Source organism: Bradyrhizobium sp. 35, assembly GCF_023073215.1.
Classification (GTDB): Bacteria; Pseudomonadota; Alphaproteobacteria; order Rhizobiales; family Xanthobacteraceae; genus Bradyrhizobium; species Bradyrhizobium canariense_D.
Genome location: NZ_JADPJC010000068.1, coordinates 45824 through 64006, shown reverse-complemented (window position 1 = coordinate 64006; position 18183 = coordinate 45824). Strand labels below are relative to the sequence as shown.

Below are 18183 nucleotides of genomic sequence, written 5' to 3'. Positions count from 1 at the left end.
ATGCCGGCCGGTTTCATTTCGGAATGGTGGCCGGCTTCAAATCGGAACGATGGCCGGCTTCAAGTCGGAATACCCGGCCGAAATAAATCGGAATCCGCACTATCCCCGTTCTCCGAAATCGCGGCCGTCATCCGACTGATCGCCGGCCCAATCGGCCGGGTAATTGCCGAATTTTATGTGGCGATGAAACGAGGAGGGCGCCCAGTCACGGACTCTGTCGACGAGCCCGTGCTTGACCGGATTGATATGAACATAGTCTACATGCCGCGCGAAATCAGCTTCGTCGCGAATGGTATGCTCCCAATATCTGCTTGCCAGATGCCCCGTTCACCTTTGGCCGCGCGGCTTGGGGATATCCTCTCGTTGCGCGCCAAGCCGCGCGAAAAGGTGGATTTGATCAACTGCCAGCGCATTGCAAAATCGGCACCACCTTCTGGCAACGTCCACACCGTGTGAAGGTGATCAGGCAGCACCACGATGGCATCGATCGTGAATGGATGGCGTCGGTGCGTTTCACGAAACGCCGTGCGCAACAACCCGATATGATCCGTCAGCAACGCTAGCTTCCGCTCCGCCAGGTTGACCGTGAAGAAGAAGCACCCACCCGGAAGAAAGTTGCGGCGGTACGCGGTCATGACGGGACGTTACCACGAAACAAGTGCGATGGGTTTCGCAAGGGCTCAACCCATCCTACGGGCTGCTTACGGTACAAGGTGAGCGTAAAATGGGTCCGTTAGAGCGACTGCGTGGATGGTTTTCAACTGGGTTACTGCCACCGGCGCAATGCCCGCGTTCCGAAGGAGCGAGAGGAGCATCAAAAACTTTGCGTGCGAAATGCGATTTGGAAGTGAAGTGTTGTGAGCAACGATGAACTTTCTGATGGCTGTGAAGCCAGCAACGGTATTAGCAAGCTCGCGGTGAAGCTGCGTTACACTTGAGGTAGCAAAGCCCCCTGCCTTGCGAAGTATTGCCTCAAACTTTGATTGAAGCAAAGAGCCAACAAATCTGGAAAACATTCCTGCGACTAATCGAGTGAGATGCTCGTTGCTTCCCCACATGGAGGCCTTCGTGTCAATTATTGCCATGAGTTCATCGTTCGATGAGTACTTCGAAGCAAGCCAGATTTGGGCATACAAGCTCCATATAGACGAAGAACCGAGACCACTTAGCGTTTGTTTGATGTGTCCACGTACCCAACTATTGTCCGGCAAACGTGCCGCCACAATGGCACTGGCGATTTCGACAAGGGACGCGTCATCTACGAGATGGCCATCTTGAAGGATTTGGGTAAGCAAGTTGAGCTTGAGAGCAGGAGAGCCGGTCAATCCCATCGCTGGTCGTCTGCGTATGGTCCCGATGAATTCGGGCTCGCGCCTCAGCGGCGAGCGCTGGAATGACGGGGAGTTCGGGCGCCGCCCCCTTGAGCCCGGCCCCGATTCGTGCGACCTCCGCCCCCAGCAAATCCCTCATTTCTGAGCCCTCGATGCACATTCTCCTGCTTGGTTCCGGCGGTCGCGAACATGCCCTGGCGTGGAAGATCGCGGCCTCTCCCCTGGTGACCAAATTCTGGTGCGCGCCGGGCAATGCCGGGATCGCGCGCGAGGCGGAATGCGTGGCGCTCGATGTCGCCGACCATGCCGCCGTGATCGACTTCTGCAAGACGAATGCGGTCGAGCTCGTGGTGGTCGGCCCGGAGACGCCGCTGGCGGCCGGTATCGTCGATGACCTCACCGCCGCCGGCATCAAGGCGTTCGGGCCGGACAGGATCCCCGCCCAGCTCGAAAGCTCGAAGGGCTTCACCAAGGCGCTGTGCACCGAGTTCGGCATTCCGACCGGCGCCTACAAGCGATTCACCAACGCCGCCGATGCGCGTGCCTACGTCCAGAGCCAGGGCGCGCCGATCGTGGTCAAGGCCGACGGTCTTGCCGCCGGCAAGGGCGTCGTCGTCGCCAAGTCGGTGCGCGAGGCGGAGGACGCCATCGCCATGATGTTCGACGGCACCTTTGGCGAGGCCGGCGCCGAGGTCGTGATCGAGGAGTTCTTGCCGGGCCGCGAGATCAGCTTCTTCGCGCTGTGCGACGGCGAGACCGCCATTCCGCTGGCCTCCGCGCAGGACCACAAGCGCGTGTTCGACCATGACGTCGGCCCGAACACCGGCGGCATGGGCGCCTATTCGCCGACGCCGCTGGTCACGCCGGCGATCCATGACGCGATCATGGCCAAGATCATTCTGCCGACGGTATCAGGCATGAAGCAGCGCGGCACGCCGTTTCGCGGCATTCTCTACGCCGGGATCATGCTGACGACGCAAGGGCCAAAACTGTTCGAGTTCAACGTCCGCTTCGGCGATCCCGAGTGCCAGGTGCTGATGCTCAGGATGATGTCGGACATCGTGCCGGCCTTCCTCGCCGCCTGCGACGGGCAGCTGAAGAACTTTGACCTGCGCTGGCATCCGGAGGCCGCGCTCACGGTGGTGATGGCGGCAAAGGGATATCCCGGCGATTACCAGAAAGGCACGCGGATCGAGGGGCTCGATGACGCCGCCAAGGTCGAGACCGCCGAGATCTTCCACGCCGGCACGGTCGAGAAGGACGGCGCCATCCTCGCCAATGGCGGCCGCGTCCTCAATGTCTGCGCGCTCGGCAAGACCGTGACGGAAGCGCAGGTGCGCGCCTACCAGGCCGTCGACCGCATCAATTGGCCGGAAGGCTTCTGCCGCCGCGACATCGGCTGGCAGGCCGTGGACGCCGAGAAGTCCAAGGGCTGACACGCTTTTTTCGCACGCGCGCGCAATTTCCGCCGTGCCCGTCGGCACTCCGAATTTGTGTAGGCGGCTGTTGGACTTAGCTACTGTGCATGGGGTTGTTTTTCGACTTTTTTGTTTTGGGGCATTCTCAAGACCGAGCAGATCCCACGCTGACAGATAAGGATGCAGAAGATGTCCGATCTCGCCGACCTCTATCCCGGCTTCGCCTCCGAATGGATCAACACCTCCTTCGGCCGCATCTTCGCCCGCGTCGGCGGCAAGGGACCGCCGCTGTTGCTGCTGCACGGCTTCTCCGAGACCAACGTGATGTGGCACCGCGTGGCGCCGCAGCTGGCCGACCGGTTCACGCTGATCATCGCCGATCTGCCCGGCTATGGCTGGTCCGACATGCCCGAGAGCGACGCGCTGCACATGCCCTACAGCAAGCGCGCGATGGCCAAGGCCATGGTCGAGGCGATGGAGCGCCTCGGCCACGTGCACTTCGCGCTCGCCGGCCATGATCGCGGCGGCCGCGTCTCGTATCGGCTGGCGCTCGATCATCCCGGCCGGCTGTCGAAGCTTGCGGTGCTCGATATCCTGCCGACCTACAATTACTGGGAGCGGATGAACCGCGCCTATGCGCTGAAGATCTATCACTGGACTTTTCTGGCGCAGCCCTATCCGCTGCCGGAGACGCTGGTCGCGAGCAATGGCGAGTTCTTCCTGCGCTTCAAGATGGCGAGCCAGACCAAATCGAAGACGCTCGATGCGATCGACAAGCGCGCGCTCGAACACTACATCGCCCCGTTCCGCGATCCCGCCCGCGTCCACGCGATGTGCGAGGATTATCGCGCCGGCGCCTATTTCGACTACGATCTCGACAAGGCCGATTTCGAGGCCGGCAAGAAGATCACCATTCCGATGCTGGCGCTGTGGGGCAATGCCGGCGTGGCGCAAGCCGCCGCCACCCCGCTCGACATCTGGAAGCAATGGGCGACCAACGTGGACGGCATGCCGGTGGATTCCGGCCACTTCCTCACCGAGGAAAATCCCGGCGTCACCGCGAAGGCGCTGCGCGAGTTCTTTGCCGCGCCTTAGCGCCGCTCGCGAAAGAAGTCCTTCAGCATCCGCGCCGACTCGCTTTCGCCGACCCCGGAATAGACATCCGGGACGTGATGGCAGGTCGGCGAGGTGAAGAACCGCACACCTGATTCAACCGCGCCGCCCTTGGGGTCGGCGGCGCCGTAATACAGGCGCCTCACCCTTGCAAACGAGATCGCGCCCGCACACATGGTGCACGGCTCCAGCGTCACGTAGAGGTCGCAGTCGACCAGACGCTCGCTGCCGATCTTTTTGGCCGCCTCGCGCAGCGCAACGATCTCGGCATGGGCCGTGGGGTCGTAATCGGTTAACGTCCGGTTCGCCGCGGTGGCGATGACCTCGTAATTGCGGACCACGACACATCCGATCGGAACTTCGCCCGCCTTTCCGGCGTTTTCGGCCGTTTTGAGCGCCAAATCCATGAAAGAGGGGGCTTTCAAGCCTCGTATCATCGCGAGAAACCTGCTAGTAGCTGCGCCTTCAGCAGAAGTGCTTGACCGAATTTGCCTGAGCATGCGGCTCGAGACGAGCGCGCACAATGCTTTCTGGCCATCCCCTGAGTGAGATTATTCATGCCTCGCGACAGCGACAAAGACAACGATTCCCGCGGCCGGCGTGATCGCGGCCCGGCCAAGGGAGGCCCGGCCAAGGGCCGGTCCGGCAAACCACGCGGGCCCGACAAGAAGTTCGCCAAGCGCGGCCCTCCCGGGGACAAAGGCGACGCCCGCCCGCCCCGCGGCGACCGCGACAGCCGTCCATCATTCCGCCGCCGCGAGGAGGGCGATGCCCCGCGCCGCGACTTCAGCGACCGCCCGAAGTTCAATCGCCAAGACCGGCCGCGTGAAGACCGGCCGCGCGGCGAGGATCGTGGCGAGCGCAGCTTCAAGCCGCGTGGCGATCGTCCCTTCAAGCCGCGTGAAGACCGTCCGTTTTCCGATCGTCCGTCGCGCGACGGCGAGAAGCGCCCGTTCAAGCCCCGTGGTGACCGCCCATTTTCTGATCGCCCCTCGCGCGATGGCGACAAGCGGCCGTTCAAGCCGCGCGGTGATCGCCCGTCCTATGGGCGTGATGACCGTCCGCCGCGCAGGGATCGCGACGATTCCCGTCCGGCCGGCCGAACCGGTGACGCGAAGTTTGGCGACAAGCGACCTTATGCGCCGCGTGGCGACCGTCCGGAACGCAAGTTCGACGGCGAGCGGAAGTTTTCGCGCGGCGCACCGGACCGCAATCGCAGCGAGCGCAGCGATTCAAAACCCTGGCAGAAGCGCGATGCGGCGCCTCGCGGCGACCGGCCGCCGCGCAAGGACTTCAGCAAGGGTCCGCGCAAGGATTTTGGCGGCAGCGACCGCGGTGGGGACAAGCCCTGGCAGAAGCGCGACGATCGTCCATCGGGTGATCGTCCGTTCCGCGAGCGCCCCAAATTCGATCGTCCTCGCGATGATCGTCCGAGGTTCGATCGCGGCGGCGATCGCCCGAAATTCGATCGTCCGCGCGAGCGTTCCGAGGGCCGTTCCGACTGGCACGAGCATCCCCGCAGCGAAGCGCGTTCCGGCGATCGTCCACGCCGCGAAAACGAGGACGAGAGCAGGATCTTCGAGAAGCGTCCGGCCTTCGGCGGTCGCGGCGCCTATCGCGAGCGCGATCGTGATTCCGAGCGGCGGCCGCGCCGCGAGGAAGAGACCAAGCCGAAGAAGGCCGGCGAGCGTATCGCCAAGGTGCTGTCGCGCGCGGGCCTCGCCTCGCGCCGCGATGCCGAGGAGATGGTCACGCAGGGCCGCGTCAGCGTCAACGGCCGTGTCATCAATTCGCCGGCGCTCGACATCACCTCGAACGATGTCGTCACTGTCGACGGCAAGCCGTTGCCGGAGCGCGAGCGCACGCGGCTGTTCCTCTATCACAAGCCCCGCGGCCTCATGACGACGCATGACGATCCCGAGGGCCGTCCGACCGTGTTCGACAATCTGCCCGAAGGTCTGCCGCGGCTGATCAGCGTCGGCCGGCTCGACTTCAACACCGAGGGCCTGCTGCTGCTCACCAATGATGGCGGGCTCGCGCGCACGCTCGAGCTGCCGGACACCGGCTGGCTGCGCCGCTACCGTGTCCGCGCCCATGGCGACGTCACGCAGGCGCAGCTCGACGAGCTGAAGAACGGCATCGAGATCGAGGGCATCAAATACGGTCCGATCGACGCCACGCTGGAGCGTGACCAGGGCGCGAATGTCTGGCTGGTTTTCGCGATCCGCGAGGGCAAGAACCGCGAAGTGCGCAACGTCTGCGCTCATCTCGGGCTCGAGGTGAACCGGCTGATCCGGGTCTCCTACGGCCCGTTCCAGCTCGGCGAGGTCCCCGAGGGCCAGGTCGACGAGATCAAGTCCCGCGTGCTGCGCGACCAGCTCGGCGAAAAGATCATCGAGAAATCGGGTGCGCAGTTCGACGTGCCGCAGAAATCTGCCTCGCATGAGGGCGACGACGTGCCGCGCGAGAAGAAGCCGGCGACCAAGCGCGGCGTGATCAACGACCGCAAGGGCCGCCGCGTGCTGGTGCAACGCACCGGCAGCGAGGAAGCGCGCGAGCGCAACGAGGCTGAGGCGAGCGGCTACGGCCCGCCGCGCCGTCCCAAGCGCGGCTATCACGGCAAGCGCGATCTGGCGCCGAAGGAGGACTGACGTTGCGCGTCGTCGGCGGTCGATTGAAGGGGCGCAATCTGGCCTCACCGTCCTCGCGCGACATCCGCCCCACGGCGGACCGCCTGCGTGAGTCCGTGTTCAACATCCTCGTGCACGCCTATGACGATCCGATTGCGGATGCGCGCGTGCTCGATCTCTTCGCCGGCACCGGTGCGCTGGGAATCGAAGCGTCTTCACGCGGCGCGAAGTTCACGCTGTTCGTCGACAACGGCGCGGAAGCGCGCGCCCTGCTGCGGAATAATGTCGAGACGCTGGGCCTGGGTGGCGTGACAAAAGTCTATCGCCGTGATGCCACCGATCTCGGGCCTGCGCATCCGGTCGAGCCGTTCTCGCTGGTGTTCCTCGATCCGCCCTATGGCAAAGGGTTTGCGGAGAAGGCGCTTGCGAGCTTGCGCGACGGGGGCTGGCTCACGCCGGGCGCGCTGCTCGTGGTGGAAGAGGCGAAGGCTGCGCAGTTCGTCACGCCGGAAGGCTTCGAGGAATTGGAGCGGCGCGCTTATGACGACACGGAGTTCGTGTTTTTGAAGCGGCCGTAATTTCGAACGTTACCGTCGCCCGAACAGCTTCTCGACATCCGACAGCTTCAGCTCGACATAGGTCGGCCGGCCGTGATTGCACTGGCCGGAGTTCGGGGTGTCCTCCATCTCGCGGAGCAGGGCATTCATCTCCTCCGGTCGCAGCCTGCGGCCGGCGCGCACCGAGCCGTGGCAGGCCATGGTGGCGGCGACGTGCATCAGGCGGCGCTCCAGAGGCAGCGCCTCGTCCCACTCGGCCATGTGCTCGGAAAGATCGCGCAACAGGCCGCCGGCGTTGGTCTTGCCGAGCAGCGACGGCGTCTCGCGCACCGCAACCGCGCCGGGGCCGAAGGATTCGATCGCAAGGCCGAACGACGCCAGCTCCTCGCTGCGCTCGAGCAGGCGCTCCACCGTGGCCTCGTCCATCTCGACGATCTCGGGGATCAGCAGGATCTGCCGCTGCACGCCGTTGGCCGCCAGCGAGGCCTTCAGCCGTTCATAGACGATGCGTTCATGCGCGGCGTGCTGGTCGACGATGATCAGGCCGTCGCGGGTCTGCGAGACGATATAGGTCTCGTGGATCTGGGTGCGCGCAGCGCCGAGCGGGCGGTCGACCAGGTCACTGACTGGCTGGGATTCGATCCGCACGTCCGCGCTGGGTGCGCCGACATCGAACGCGGCCTGTGCGCGCTCGGCGAAGGCCGGCACGGCGGCACCGTCGAATGACGGCATCGGCGCGACCGGGGCGGATGGCGACTGGCGCCAGTCCCAGCTTGCCGGGCGCGGCGTGAATGCGGGGCGGAACGAGGACAGCGCGCTTTCGCCGCTGTTGGCGGCGGTGCGCCGGCCCTCCCGCGCAAGCCCGTCCTTCAATCCGTGCACGATCAGCGCGCGGACCAGGCCGGCGTTGCGAAACCGCACCTCGGTCTTGGCCGGATGCACGTTGGCGTCGACCTCGCGCGGATCGAGCGTGACAAACAGCGCCAGCACCGGATGGCGGTCGCGCGGCAGATAGTCGGCATAGGCCCCGCGGACTGCCCCTAGGATCAGCTTGTCGCGCACCGGGCGGCCGTTGACGAAGAGATATTGCCCGAGCGCGTTGGCTTTGGTCAGCGCCGGCGCTGCGGCATAGCCGGCGACCACCACGCCCTCGCGCTCGGCATGGACCCCGATGGCATGGCTGCGGAACTCCGCCCCCAGGATGTCGCCGAGACGGGTCAGGCGACCGGCGACGCCGGGCAGCGCCGCAGCCCAGGTCACCGGCGCGCGCTCTTCGCCCGCGAGCGTGAAAGCGATTTCGGGTCGCGCCATCGCGAGGCGCCGCACCACCTCACGGATCGCTTCCGCCTCGGTCCGGTCGGTCTTCAAGAACTTCAGCCGCGCCGGCGTCGCGTAGAAGAGGTCGTTGACCTCGACCCGCGTGCCGTGGGCCAGCGCCGCCGGCATGATCTCGGATTTCTCGCCGCCCTCGACATTGAGCGCCCAGGCGTGCGGCTCGCTGGCATGCCGCGTGGTGATGGCAAGCCGCGCCACGGAGCCGATCGAGGGCAGCGCCTCGCCGCGGAATCCGAGCGTGCGGATCTGCAGCAAGTCCTCGTCGTCGAGCTTGGAGGTGGCGTGACGCTCGACCGCCAGCGACAGGTCCCTGGCGGTCATGCCGCCGCCGTCGTCGGTGATGCCGATCCGCCGGCGTCCGCCGCCATCGGTAAAGACGTCGATCCGGCTCGCGCCGGCGTCGATGGCGTTCTCGACCAGTTCCTTGACCACGCTCGCGGGACGCTCGACCACTTCGCCGGCGGCGATGCGGTTGACGACCTGTTCGGGTAATTGGCGGACGGGCATGAAACTCGATTTTCGGCTTTGATCTTGGGCTTCGATCTGGATTCGCGGAGAACGCCATTCTAGGCCGTGTTGCGTCAAAAGCATGTGTTGGGCAACAGGAACGTGGCGGGCTGGGGAAAAGGGCTATCTATCGCATTGATGGGATTGGACGTTCGAGAAAATCGCGCAACCGGGATGGATCGATCTCCGGCTGCCGTCCCGATTGTGGGGTACCGGGCTGCGGTGTAGCATCGCGAAAAAATGGCAACAGGACGGGAGGACGCCATGTGCCATCTCTTCGCGCATCAGCCCCAAGGCGACTACGAATCCCAGACCCGCTCGTTGCGGATCGGTGGGCATTGCACCTCGATCCGGCTGGAAATGGCATTCTGGGACACGCTGGAGGAGATCGCGGCCAAGGAGAACATGAGCGTCGGCAAGTTCCTGACGACGCTCTACACCGAGGTGCTCGACCATCACGGCGAGGTCAACAATTTCGCTTCGTTGCTGCGCTGCTCCTGCCTGATCTACCGCTCCAAGACGGCAGCGCCGGTGCAGGCGTTCAAGACGACGGTTGCGCCCATCCTCGATGCAGCGGAATAGCCCTGATGTCGTCCTGGCGAAGGCCAGGACCCATACCGCGGAATCCATCAGCGATGGGCGGTATGAGTCCCGAACAACAAGCCTTCGCCGAACTCCTTCCCGGGGCAATGGGTCCTGGCTTTCGCCAGGACGACGAACGAGATTGGATCAAATTTCCTTCTTCTGCATCGCACCCGCAATGTAATCCGCCTGCCGGATCGCCAGCGAGACGATGGTCAGCGTCGGATTGCAGGCTGCGCCGCTGGTGAACTGGCTGCCGTCGGAGACGAACAGGTTCTTGACGTCGTGGCTTTGCCCGAACTTGTTGACCACACCATCCCTGGGCTTCTCGCTCATCCGGTTGGTGCCGAGATTGTGCGTGCTCGGATAGGGCGGTGTCGGATAGCTCACGGTGGCGCCGACGGCGTCGTAGACCGCAGCGCCCTGCTTGTAGGCGTGCGCGCGCATCGCGAGATCGTTGGGATGATCGTCGAAGTGCACGCTTGCGACCGGCTGGCCGAACTTGTCCTTCACGACAGGATCGAGCGTGATGCGGTTGGTTTCCTGCGCCATGTCCTCGCCGACCAGCCACATCCCGGCCATCCTGGGATAACCGTCGAGCGCGGCGGTGAACGGACGTCCCCAGGCGCCGGGGTTGAGGAACGCCGCCATGAAGGGCAGTCCGAGCGACAGCGTCTCCATCTCGTAGCCGCCGACGAAGCCGCGCTTCGGATTGTTGGCGGCCTCGTCGCGGATGATGCCGGCCATGGTGGTGCCGCGATACATGTGCACCGACTTCTCGAACACGGCATAGACGCTACCGGTCATGTGGCGCATGTAATTGCGGCCGACCTGACCGCTTGAGTTGCCGAGGCCGTCGGGGAACATCGTGGATGCGCTGTTCAACAGCAGCCGTGGGCTTTCAATCGAATTGCCGGCGACCGCAACGATGCGTGCCTTCTGGCGCTGCATTGCACCGCTCTCGTCGGCGTAAACCACGCCGGTGACTTTGCCGGCGGCATCGTGCTCGATCTTGACCGCCATGCTGGCGGGGCGAACCTCGAGATTGCCGGTCGCCTCGCCCTTGGGTATCTCGGTGTAGAGCGTCGACCATTTCGCGCCGGACTTGCAGCCCTGGAAGCAGAAGCCGATCTGCTGACAGGCGCCGCGTCCGTCGCGCGGCTGGCTGTTGATCGCCATGTTGCCGGTGTGCACCGTCTTGTAGCCGAGCTTCTTTGCGCCGGCCTCCATCACTCTGAAGTTATTGTTGCCGGGAAGTCCGGGAATGCCGTTGGTGCGGGTCACGCCCATCTTGTTCTCGGCCTTGGCGTACCACGGCTCCATCTCCGCGAGCGTGACCGGCCAGTCCAGCAGGTTGGCGCCGGGAATGTTGCCGTAGGTGCTCTTCACCTTGAACTCGTGCTCGTCGAACCGCAGCGACGCGCCAGCCCAGTGTGTGGTCGAGCCGCCGACCGCCTTGACGATCCAGGCGGGAAGACCCGAGAAGTCTTTTGCGACGCGCCATGATCCCGATGTGGTGCGCGCATCGGTCCAGGCGAGCTGCGAGAAACTCTCCCACTCGTCATTGACGAAGTCCTGATTCTCGATGCGGGGACCTGCTTCGAGAATCACGACCTTGACGCCCTTCTGTGCGAGCTCGTTACCCAGCGTGCCGCCGCCGGCACCGGAGCCGACGATCACCACAACGCTGGAGTCGTTCAGATCGAATTTTGCCATATGCGTTCTCCTGAACCGTTGGGTGAGCCTTAAGCCTTCGGCAGCCAGTCGATGTCGGCGAAGCCGCGGTTGATGTAGCCGCCGTGTTCGGCGGAGGAGCCCTCGTAGCCGAACCGCGGCCAGACCTCTTTCTGGTTGTAGAGAGAGACGACGAGGTCGCCGCGCACCTTCTGGAAGAAGTCGCTCTGCTCGATCTCCTTCAAAAGCACCACGCGGTCGGCTTCCCAGGGCACTTCGACATAGGGCGCCTTGTGGCGATCACGCGCGTTCTGATCGAGCCTGGTGATGCCGTCGCTGATTAGCGCCTTGACGGCGGGGTCCTTGGCGGCCTTTCCGTCCCACGGCTTGATCGCGGTGATGTAGTAGCTGTCGCCGAGGACGTCGTGTGGATAGATATCGCGCGCGACTTTCAGCAGCGTCTTCATCGTCGCGGGCGAAAGCGCGCTTGCCTCGTCGGCCCAGGCGCCCTCGATGCTGACGGCGACGCTGGTCGCGACTGCCGCGACCGGCACGGCGGCCGCGGCGCCCTTGAGAAAGATGCGGCGGCTGTGCCTGCTTCGACGATCGACTTCTCTCATGGCATTCCTCCTTTTATGATTTTGATTTTGTGGTTCGATCAGTTGAAACGTCCGCCGCGCTGGATCACCTCGATCTTGTAGCCGTCGGGATCGCTGACGAAGAAGAAGCGCGCCAGCGTTTTGCCGTCGTGCTTGAAGTCGCGCAGCGGACCCGGTGCGAGCTTCTCACGCTCGAAGCGGGCATGTTCGGCATCGAGATCCTCGACCACCACGGCGAGATGTCCGTAGCCGTCGCCGAGCGCATACGACTCCTTGCGATCGAAATTGACCGTCAGCTCCAACTCGAAGGGTGAGGAGGGGTGACGCAGATAGATCAGGGCAAAGTCTGCGAACTTCAGACGGTCGGTGACTTCCAGGCCAAAGGCCCGTCTGTAGAAGTCGAGCGAGCGCGCCTCGTCGAGTGCGCGGATCATGGAATGGACCGGCTTTGCCACTCAGTTCTGCTCCTTAAGAAAGGCGATGATGGCGGCGCGCGTCTCCGGCTTCGCCTGCCGGTAGACCATGACCACGCCGGGAATCACGGCTTGCGGATTGGTCGGCCATGCGTCGAGCTTCGTCTCGTCCCAGGCGAAGGCTGCTTTTGCGAGGGGCTCTGAATAGTGAAAGCCTTCGACCTTGCCGGCGGGCCGCCCGACGATCCCGACCAGCGGCGGACCCTGCCGCACCGGTTCTGACAGGTTCGTGGTGTGGCACACCGCGCATTGCTGCTTGAACAGTGTTGCGCCATCCGGCGGCTTTGCAGCCGGCAAGGGCATCTGCGCCTCGGCCACCCGCACCACCAGCACCACCGCGGTGCACAATCCCAGCACGATCGCGCGCATCGTCAAAAGTCCGCCCGTCGACGTCAATTCAGCGTGCGCAAACTCTAGGCGCGGCAAAACATGCGGTGGTAGTAGCGGGCTGTTTCGCTGCGTGCGGAGGTGCACGCGGGTGCGTTGTTCCGCGCTGCCGTATATGCGGAGGACAATTCCGCGAAACCGCCGTCAAATCCCTAAACGATCACCACACGAGACAGGTTGCATTGCGGTCGCGCCGTTCGAGCTCGTAACGCGATGGACTGGTTCGGCTCAGACGGACGGCGCATCAAGCCGCCGAACCGATCATCGCGAAAATCCAGGAGAAATGGATGAAGTTGGTGAAGACCTCCGCAATCGCATGCGCCGTCTCGGCTCTCATTGTGACACCGGTTCTCGCGCAAGGTACGTCGTCTGGCGCGAGGCCTAGCGGCGCCGTGCAAAGCAAACCCATGCAAGGCAGCACAATGGGCAGCGGCGACGAGGAGATGAGCGCCCAGCCGGGCGCGGCGGGCGAGACGACGGGCATGAAGCCGACGAAGGGCACCAGGGGCACGGTTGGCACCACGGGCAGTGCTGCACACAAAGGGACCGCCGACGATTCCGCGACGGGCGGTGCAGCCACGGGCAAGCGCTACTAGCCAATGGAGTGAGACGGCAGAACTCCGGTCGCCCTGCGGCCGGAGTTCTTTTGCAGTCTCTGCTAGTCGTCGAAACCGCGCCCGCGCTTCGACTTGATGTCGCTGCGGTGTTTCTTGCCCTCGAGCCGGCGCTGCTTGGAGCCAAAGGTCGGCTTTGTCGCGCGCCGCGGCTTCGGCCGGATCATGGCTTCGCCGAGCATCTCCGTAAGGCGGTCGATGGCGTCCTGGCGGTTGCGCTCCTGGGTGCGGAAGCGTTGGGCCTGGATCACGATGACGCCGTCCTTGGTCATGCGCTGCCCTGCGAGCCGGGCGAGGCGCAACGCGGCATCCTCCGGAAGCGTCAGCTTCCGGGTGTCGAAGCGCAATTGCGCCGAGGTCGCGACCTTGTTGACGTTCTGCCCGCCCGGGCCGGAGGCGCGGACAAAGCCGATCTCGATGTCGTCCTCGTCGATGACAAGATCGCGGGATATCCGCAGCATGGTGGCACCATTCGTGATGCCCGGACATATCCCGGACGCCCAAGTTCGGCAATGGCGCCCCCAAATGCAAATGGCCGGGCGAGCCCGGCCATTTCAGAAGGGTATGGAAGACGTCAGTTCGACTTCGTCGCCGGTGCGGCTGCCGGTTGCGCCGCGGCCTGCGGAGCGCGGCCGACGACGACGGTCAGGAGGCCCTGGCCCCAGAGGCGCTTTGCGGCCGCCTTGGCGTCGTCCATGGTGACCGCATCCACGACGGCGTTGCGCTTCTCGATATAGTCGATCGGCAGCTCGTCCTGCTGATATTGCAGCAGCGCCTGCGCGAGCTTCGAGGAGGTGTCGAGCGCCAGCATCTGCGAGCCCTTGAGGTAGGATTTGGCCTCGTCGAGCTCCTTCTGCGTCGGGCCTTCCTCGGCGATCCGGCGCACCTCCTTGTCGATGGCATCGATGGTGTCGCCGGCACGGTCGGCGCGGGTGCCGGTATTGCCGATGAAAACCGCCGAATGCTCCATCCAAAGCAGTGATTCGAACACCGAATAGGCGAGCCCGCGCTTCTCGCGCACCTCGCGATAGAGCCGCGAGGACAACCCGCCGCCGCCGAGGATGTGGTTGACGACATAGGCCGCCATGAAGTTCGGATCGCTGCGCTTCACCCCGGGACCGCCGAAGGTGATCACGGTCTGGGGCACGTCGAGCGTCACGAAGGCGCGTTGCGGCGGCTTGGCGGCCTCGACGTCGGGGACGGGCACGAGATTGGCCTTGGCCGGCAGGCTACCAAATGTGTGGTCGAGCAGCTTGCCGAGCGTATCGGGATCCACGTCGCCAACCACCGCGATCTTGAGCGTGTCCTTGGCGAGCACGCGGCCGACATAATCCTTCATGTCGGCAACCGTAATGGTCGGAACGCTGTCGAGGTTGCCGTTGGACTGCCGACTGTAGGGATGATCGCCAAAGGCAACCTCCAGGAATTTGCGGCTCGCGAGCGAGGTCGGGTTGGTTGTCTCGCGGCGCAGGCCCGAGATCACCTGCGAGCGAATGCGTTCGACGTCGGCAGTTTCGAAATGCGGCGAGGTCAGCGCGCTCCGCAGCAGGTCGAAGGCCTCGTCCTTGTTGTCGCGCAGCATGCGCAGGCTGCCGCGGAACGTGTCGCGGGTGGCGCTGAAAGAGAGCTCGATGGCACGGCGATCGAGCCGCTCATGGAAGGTCTTGGAATCGAGATCGCCGGAGCCTTCGTCGAGGAGATCGCCGACCAGATTGGCGACGCCCGATTTGTCCTTGGGATCCTGGGCCGAACCGCCGGCAAAGGAATATTCCATGGCGATCAGCGGCACGGTCGCATCCTGCACGAACCAGGCCTCGATGCCGCCCGGCGAGGTCAAATGCTGGATCTTCGCCGCCGCCTGTGACGGCGAGACGGTAGCGAGCGCGAGTGCCGCGCCGGTGGCAAAGGAGAATGCAACGCGTCGAAGGAAGGGATAGGTCACGAACGCTTCTCCTCGCGCTTGGTGGTCGCGGTGTCTTTGATCAGATAGCCCGTCACCGAGCGCTTCTTCTCGAGCCATTTCTGCGCGACGGTGCGGACCTGCTCGGCGGTGACGGCGCGGATGCGATCTGGCCAGCTCCGGATGTCCTCGATCGACAGGCCCGTGGTCAGTGCGCCGCCATACCAGCGCGCCAGCACCGCCTGGTTGTCCTGGGCGTAGATCGCCTCGGCGATGAGCTGGGTCTTGACCCGCTCGAGATCCTCGGCGCGGATCGGATTCTGCGCGATGTCGGCAATGACGCCGTCGACCACCTGCTCGACCTCGGCGAAGCTGACCCCGGATTTGGGCGAAGCCGAGATCGCGAACTGGGTCGGGTCGAGCGAGATGCTCGAATAGCTGGCGCTGGCGGAGACCGCGAGCGGCTTGTCCACCACGAGCGCGCGGTAGAGATAGGAATTGCTGCCGCTGCCCATCAGCTGCGCCAGCACGTCGAGGGCCGCGCTTTCGCCGGCCGCAGCCGTGGTCGCCGAGGGCACTAGGTAATAGCGTCGCAGGCCGGGTTGCTCGACGCGCGGATCGGCCAGGGTCACGGTGCGCGGCGCCGCGGGTTCCGGCTCCTGCGGGCGGACGCGGCGCGCCGGGATCGCGGGCTGCGCCGGGATGGCGCCGAAATTGCGCTCGACCAGCGGGCGGATGTCGGCGGGCTCGACGTCGCCGGCGATCACCAGGATCGCGTTGTTCGGCGCATAGAAGCGGCGGTAGAAGGCGAGCGCATCCTCGCGATCGAGCTTCTCGATCTCCTGGTGCCAGCCGATCACCGGCCGGCCGTAGGGATGGTTGAGATAGAGCGCGGCCATGATCTGCTCGTTCAGCCGCGCGTCCGGATTGTTGGCGACGCGCATGTTGTATTCTTCGAGCACGACGTCACGCTCGGGCAACACGTTCTCGTCCTTGAGGATCAGGCCGGTCATGCGGTCGGCCTCGAATTCCATCATGGTCGGCAACTGCTCGCGCGGCACGCGCTGGTAGTAGTTGGTGTAGTCGACCGAAGTCGAGGCGTTCTCGTTGCCGCCGACGCGGAGCACGGTCTGGGAGAATTCGCCGACCGCATGCTTCGATGTGCCCTTGAACATCAGGTGCTCGAGGAAGTGCGCGAGCCCGGACTTGCCGGGCGTCTCGTCCGCCGAGCCGACCTTGTACCAGATCATTTCCGTGACGACGGGCGTGCGGTGGTCGGGAATCACCACGACCTGCATGCCGTTTCCAAGCGTGAAGCTGGCGGGCGGAGCCGATGTCACCGTGGTCTGCGCAAGGGATGCGCCGGCCGTGAGGACACTCGTCGAAAGCAGCGCGGCAAGGAGGCGGGCAGCCGATCGGTAAGAGGACATCATGATCCTTATGAAAGGCCGAGCCCGGATGTCCGGCTCGGAGGCACGGCATGGTACACCGTGCGGCAAACGCTTCGCGTCACGAAGCAGAGAACTCAACTCGGGCGCAAGTTACTGATCAGCAATTAAAGACCGCGTCCGGCGCGCACGAGCCGCCGGCGCGGGACCGCGTCTGTCGCGATATCGCGAAGGGACAGGAGCGCTATTGTTCCTTGTCCTTGCCGGACATGATGTCGAAATAGGTCCGCCGGGTCTTGTCCTCTCCGGCGCCATAGGCATAGCTCGGTGACGGTGTCTGGTAGCCCGGCGGCGGCTCGACCAGCGACTGGCGCGGCGGCTCGGTCGTGAATTGCTTGGCCTCGCCTTTGTTGTTCGACATCATGCCCCACAGACCGCCGGAGAAACCGAGCTGGGCCGGGCTGAGCGACGGATTGCCGTTGGTGCCCGGCTGAATAGGATCATTGCTCGTGCGCTCGGGTGCGGCTGTCCTGCCGACCTCCATCTCGGCGGGCGACAACGCCCGGCCTGCCTGCCAGCTCTCCGTGGCCTTGACGGCCTTCTTCCGCTGCGCGATGGCCTCCTTGCGGCGTCTCTCGTCAGGGTCCTTCGGCCAGTTCGGCGCGTTCTTGGCTTCAACGCCGGCGGGCGGCGGCAGGTCGAGCTTGGGCGGCACCACCAGCGGCGACCGCTCGCGGTATTCGATACCCTTCTTCTCCATGCTCTTGGCGCCGATGCCCGACATCAGATTGTCGATGAGCTTCTCTTCGAAGGTCATGTCGTCGTCGTCCTCGCCGTCGTCACCGGCGCGAGCGACGCCAGCCGACATGACGAGACCGATGCCGAGCGCGACAGCGGACAATTTCAACGCCCGCCAGAACCCCTGCCGGGGGTCTTCAACCATCGAACCGCTGGTCTTCGAGCTGCGCATCACTGTACCTGTTCCAAAATGTGGCAGTTTGCCGCTCTCGCGCGGCATAATCCCTCGCAAAAGCAAGGTTCCGCCTGCCGGTCCGTATCGGCCGGGATCAGGGCGCTTTTGCGGCGGGTACCCCCAGGAAGGAATCATACAATAGCGCCGCCACGCCAGCAACGATGGCCACGTCCGCGAGGTTGAACACGTACCAATTATAGGTATTTTCGCCGATATTGATGTGAAACAGGGCGAAATCGACCACCGCGCCATAGGCGAGGCGATCGATCCCATTGCCGATGGCGCCGCCAATGATCAGGCCAAGCGCGATGGTTGCCAGCAGGGTGTGCGAGCGGGCCATCCAGATCGCCAGCGCAACCACCGCGACGACCTTCACGGCCATCAGCGCCATTTGCGCCGCCTGACCGTCGTTCTGGAGCCAGCCGAAGCTGATGCCGATGTTCCAGGCCAGCACCAGGTCGAAGAACGGGGTCACCTCGACCGCGCCGCGACGGGCGAGGTCGAACACGTTCAGCAGCCAGAGCTTTGAAGCCTGGTCGGCCACGAGCGTGAGCAGGGCCGCGAGGATGCCGGCGCGGAGCGGGGTCATGGGCAGTCGGCCACAACACGCTCCGTCGTCGTCCTGGCGAAAGCCAGGACCCATAGTCCGAGGCGGTCGTTGTTTGAAAGACTTGCGGTCATCAGCCTTCGTCGCAATTGGCG

General features: G+C 64.5%; 18 protein-coding genes and 1 pseudogene. 6 read left to right on the top strand and 13 right to left on the bottom strand.

Annotated features, from left to right (window positions below; translation table 11 throughout):
• Positions 1–99: 99 nt before the first annotated feature.
• Both IVB36_RS15240 and IVB36_RS15235 read right to left on the bottom strand, forming a co-directional pair.
• Positions 100–635, bottom strand: a pseudogene (locus IVB36_RS15240) (transposase).
• Between the two features lie 66 nt (positions 636–701).
• Positions 702–1331 carry a hypothetical protein gene (locus IVB36_RS15235; protein WP_247392034.1) on the bottom strand — a complete coding sequence of 210 codons (630 nt, stop codon included), beginning with the start codon at positions 1329–1331 and terminating at the stop codon, positions 702–704.
• A gap of 152 nt (positions 1332–1483) precedes the next feature.
• Here IVB36_RS15235 and purD point away from each other — a divergent pair, with 152 nt between their 5' ends.
• The gene (gene purD / locus IVB36_RS15230) at positions 1484–2767 is read left to right on the top strand and encodes a phosphoribosylamine--glycine ligase (RefSeq protein ID WP_018453466.1); all 1284 of its coding nucleotides are present in this window, start codon (positions 1484–1486) and stop codon (positions 2765–2767) included.
• 171 nt (positions 2768–2938) lie between these two features.
• Positions 2939–3844 (top strand): alpha/beta hydrolase, encoded by a 906-nt coding sequence (locus IVB36_RS15225; RefSeq protein WP_026232536.1) that lies wholly within the window; start codon positions 2939–2941, stop codon positions 3842–3844.
• On the opposite strand, the gene IVB36_RS15220 is transcribed toward IVB36_RS15225, so the two are convergent.
• Positions 3841–4299, bottom strand: coding sequence for a nucleoside deaminase (locus IVB36_RS15220; RefSeq protein ID WP_039798664.1), 459 nt, complete (start codon positions 4297–4299; stop codon positions 3841–3843). The two genes, IVB36_RS15225 and IVB36_RS15220, sit on opposite strands and share 4 nt — an antisense overlap.
• 120 nt (positions 4300–4419) lie before the next feature.
• Between IVB36_RS15220 and IVB36_RS15215 the strand changes: the two genes are divergently transcribed.
• Together IVB36_RS15215 and rsmD are read left to right on the top strand one after the other, a co-directional pair.
• Entirely contained in the window at positions 4420–6513 is a 2094-nt protein-coding gene (locus tag IVB36_RS15215) for a pseudouridine synthase (RefSeq protein WP_018453469.1), read from the top strand.
• Between the two features lie 2 nt (positions 6514–6515).
• Positions 6516–7070: a 16S rRNA (guanine(966)-N(2))-methyltransferase RsmD gene (rsmD, locus tag IVB36_RS15210; RefSeq protein ID WP_018453470.1), complete on the top strand. Its 555-nt coding sequence runs from the start codon at positions 6516–6518 to the stop codon at positions 7068–7070.
• A 9-nt stretch (positions 7071–7079) separates the two neighbouring features.
• On the opposite strand, the gene mutL is transcribed toward rsmD, so the two are convergent.
• Complete coding sequence (gene mutL / locus IVB36_RS15205) at positions 7080–8891, bottom strand: DNA mismatch repair endonuclease MutL (protein ID WP_018453471.1); 1812 nt, start codon at positions 8889–8891, stop codon at positions 7080–7082.
• Between the two features lie 264 nt (positions 8892–9155).
• Between mutL and IVB36_RS15200 the strand changes: the two genes are divergently transcribed.
• A complete protein-coding gene (locus tag IVB36_RS15200; protein WP_018453472.1) occupies positions 9156–9473 on the top strand; it encodes a ribbon-helix-helix domain-containing protein in 318 nt (105 codons plus the stop codon).
• Between the two features lie 147 nt (positions 9474–9620).
• Here the strand turns inward: IVB36_RS15200 and IVB36_RS15195 are convergent, their stop codons facing one another.
• Genes IVB36_RS15195 through IVB36_RS15180 form a run of 4 tightly spaced genes read right to left on the bottom strand, consistent with a single transcriptional unit; the run spans position 9621 to position 12588 of the window.
• Complete coding sequence (locus IVB36_RS15195; protein ID WP_085350087.1) at positions 9621–11189, bottom strand: GMC family oxidoreductase; 1569 nt, start codon at positions 11187–11189, stop codon at positions 9621–9623.
• 29 nt (positions 11190–11218) lie between these two features.
• A complete protein-coding gene (locus IVB36_RS15190) occupies positions 11219–11767 on the bottom strand; it encodes a hypothetical protein (RefSeq protein ID WP_018453474.1) in 549 nt (182 codons plus the stop codon).
• Between the two features lie 38 nt (positions 11768–11805).
• Positions 11806–12201, bottom strand: coding sequence for a VOC family protein (locus IVB36_RS15185; protein ID WP_018453475.1), 396 nt, complete (start codon positions 12199–12201; stop codon positions 11806–11808).
• A complete protein-coding gene (locus IVB36_RS15180) occupies positions 12202–12588 on the bottom strand; it encodes a c-type cytochrome (protein ID WP_247392032.1) in 387 nt (128 codons plus the stop codon).
• Positions 12589–13013: 425 nt separating this feature from the next.
• Here IVB36_RS15180 and IVB36_RS15175 point away from each other — a divergent pair, with 425 nt between their 5' ends.
• Positions 13014–13202, top strand: coding sequence for a hypothetical protein (locus IVB36_RS15175; RefSeq protein ID WP_240544164.1), 189 nt, complete (start codon positions 13014–13016; stop codon positions 13200–13202).
• Positions 13203–13264: 62 nt separating this feature from the next.
• Here the strand turns inward: IVB36_RS15175 and arfB are convergent, their stop codons facing one another.
• The 5 genes from arfB to lspA form a co-directional block, all read right to left on the bottom strand.
• Positions 13265–13681, bottom strand: a complete 417-nt coding sequence (arfB, locus tag IVB36_RS15170; RefSeq protein ID WP_018453479.1) for an alternative ribosome rescue aminoacyl-tRNA hydrolase ArfB — start codon at positions 13679–13681, stop codon at positions 13265–13267.
• 113 nt (positions 13682–13794) lie between these two features.
• A complete protein-coding gene (locus tag IVB36_RS15165) occupies positions 13795–15162 on the bottom strand; it encodes a pitrilysin family protein (RefSeq protein ID WP_247369078.1) in 1368 nt (455 codons plus the stop codon).
• Positions 15159–16553, bottom strand: a complete 1395-nt coding sequence (locus tag IVB36_RS15160) for a pitrilysin family protein (protein ID WP_018453481.1) — start codon at positions 16551–16553, stop codon at positions 15159–15161. Before IVB36_RS15160 ends, IVB36_RS15165 begins: the two co-directional genes overlap by 4 nt.
• A gap of 199 nt (positions 16554–16752) precedes the next feature.
• Positions 16753–17478: a hypothetical protein gene (locus IVB36_RS15155; RefSeq protein WP_018453482.1), complete on the bottom strand. Its 726-nt coding sequence runs from the start codon at positions 17476–17478 to the stop codon at positions 16753–16755.
• Positions 17479–17575: 97 nt separating this feature from the next.
• On the bottom strand, positions 17576–18070 hold the full coding sequence (lspA, locus tag IVB36_RS15150; protein WP_026232539.1) for a signal peptidase II: 495 nt from the start codon (positions 18068–18070) through the stop codon (positions 17576–17578).
• Positions 18071–18183 lie beyond the last annotated feature (113 nt).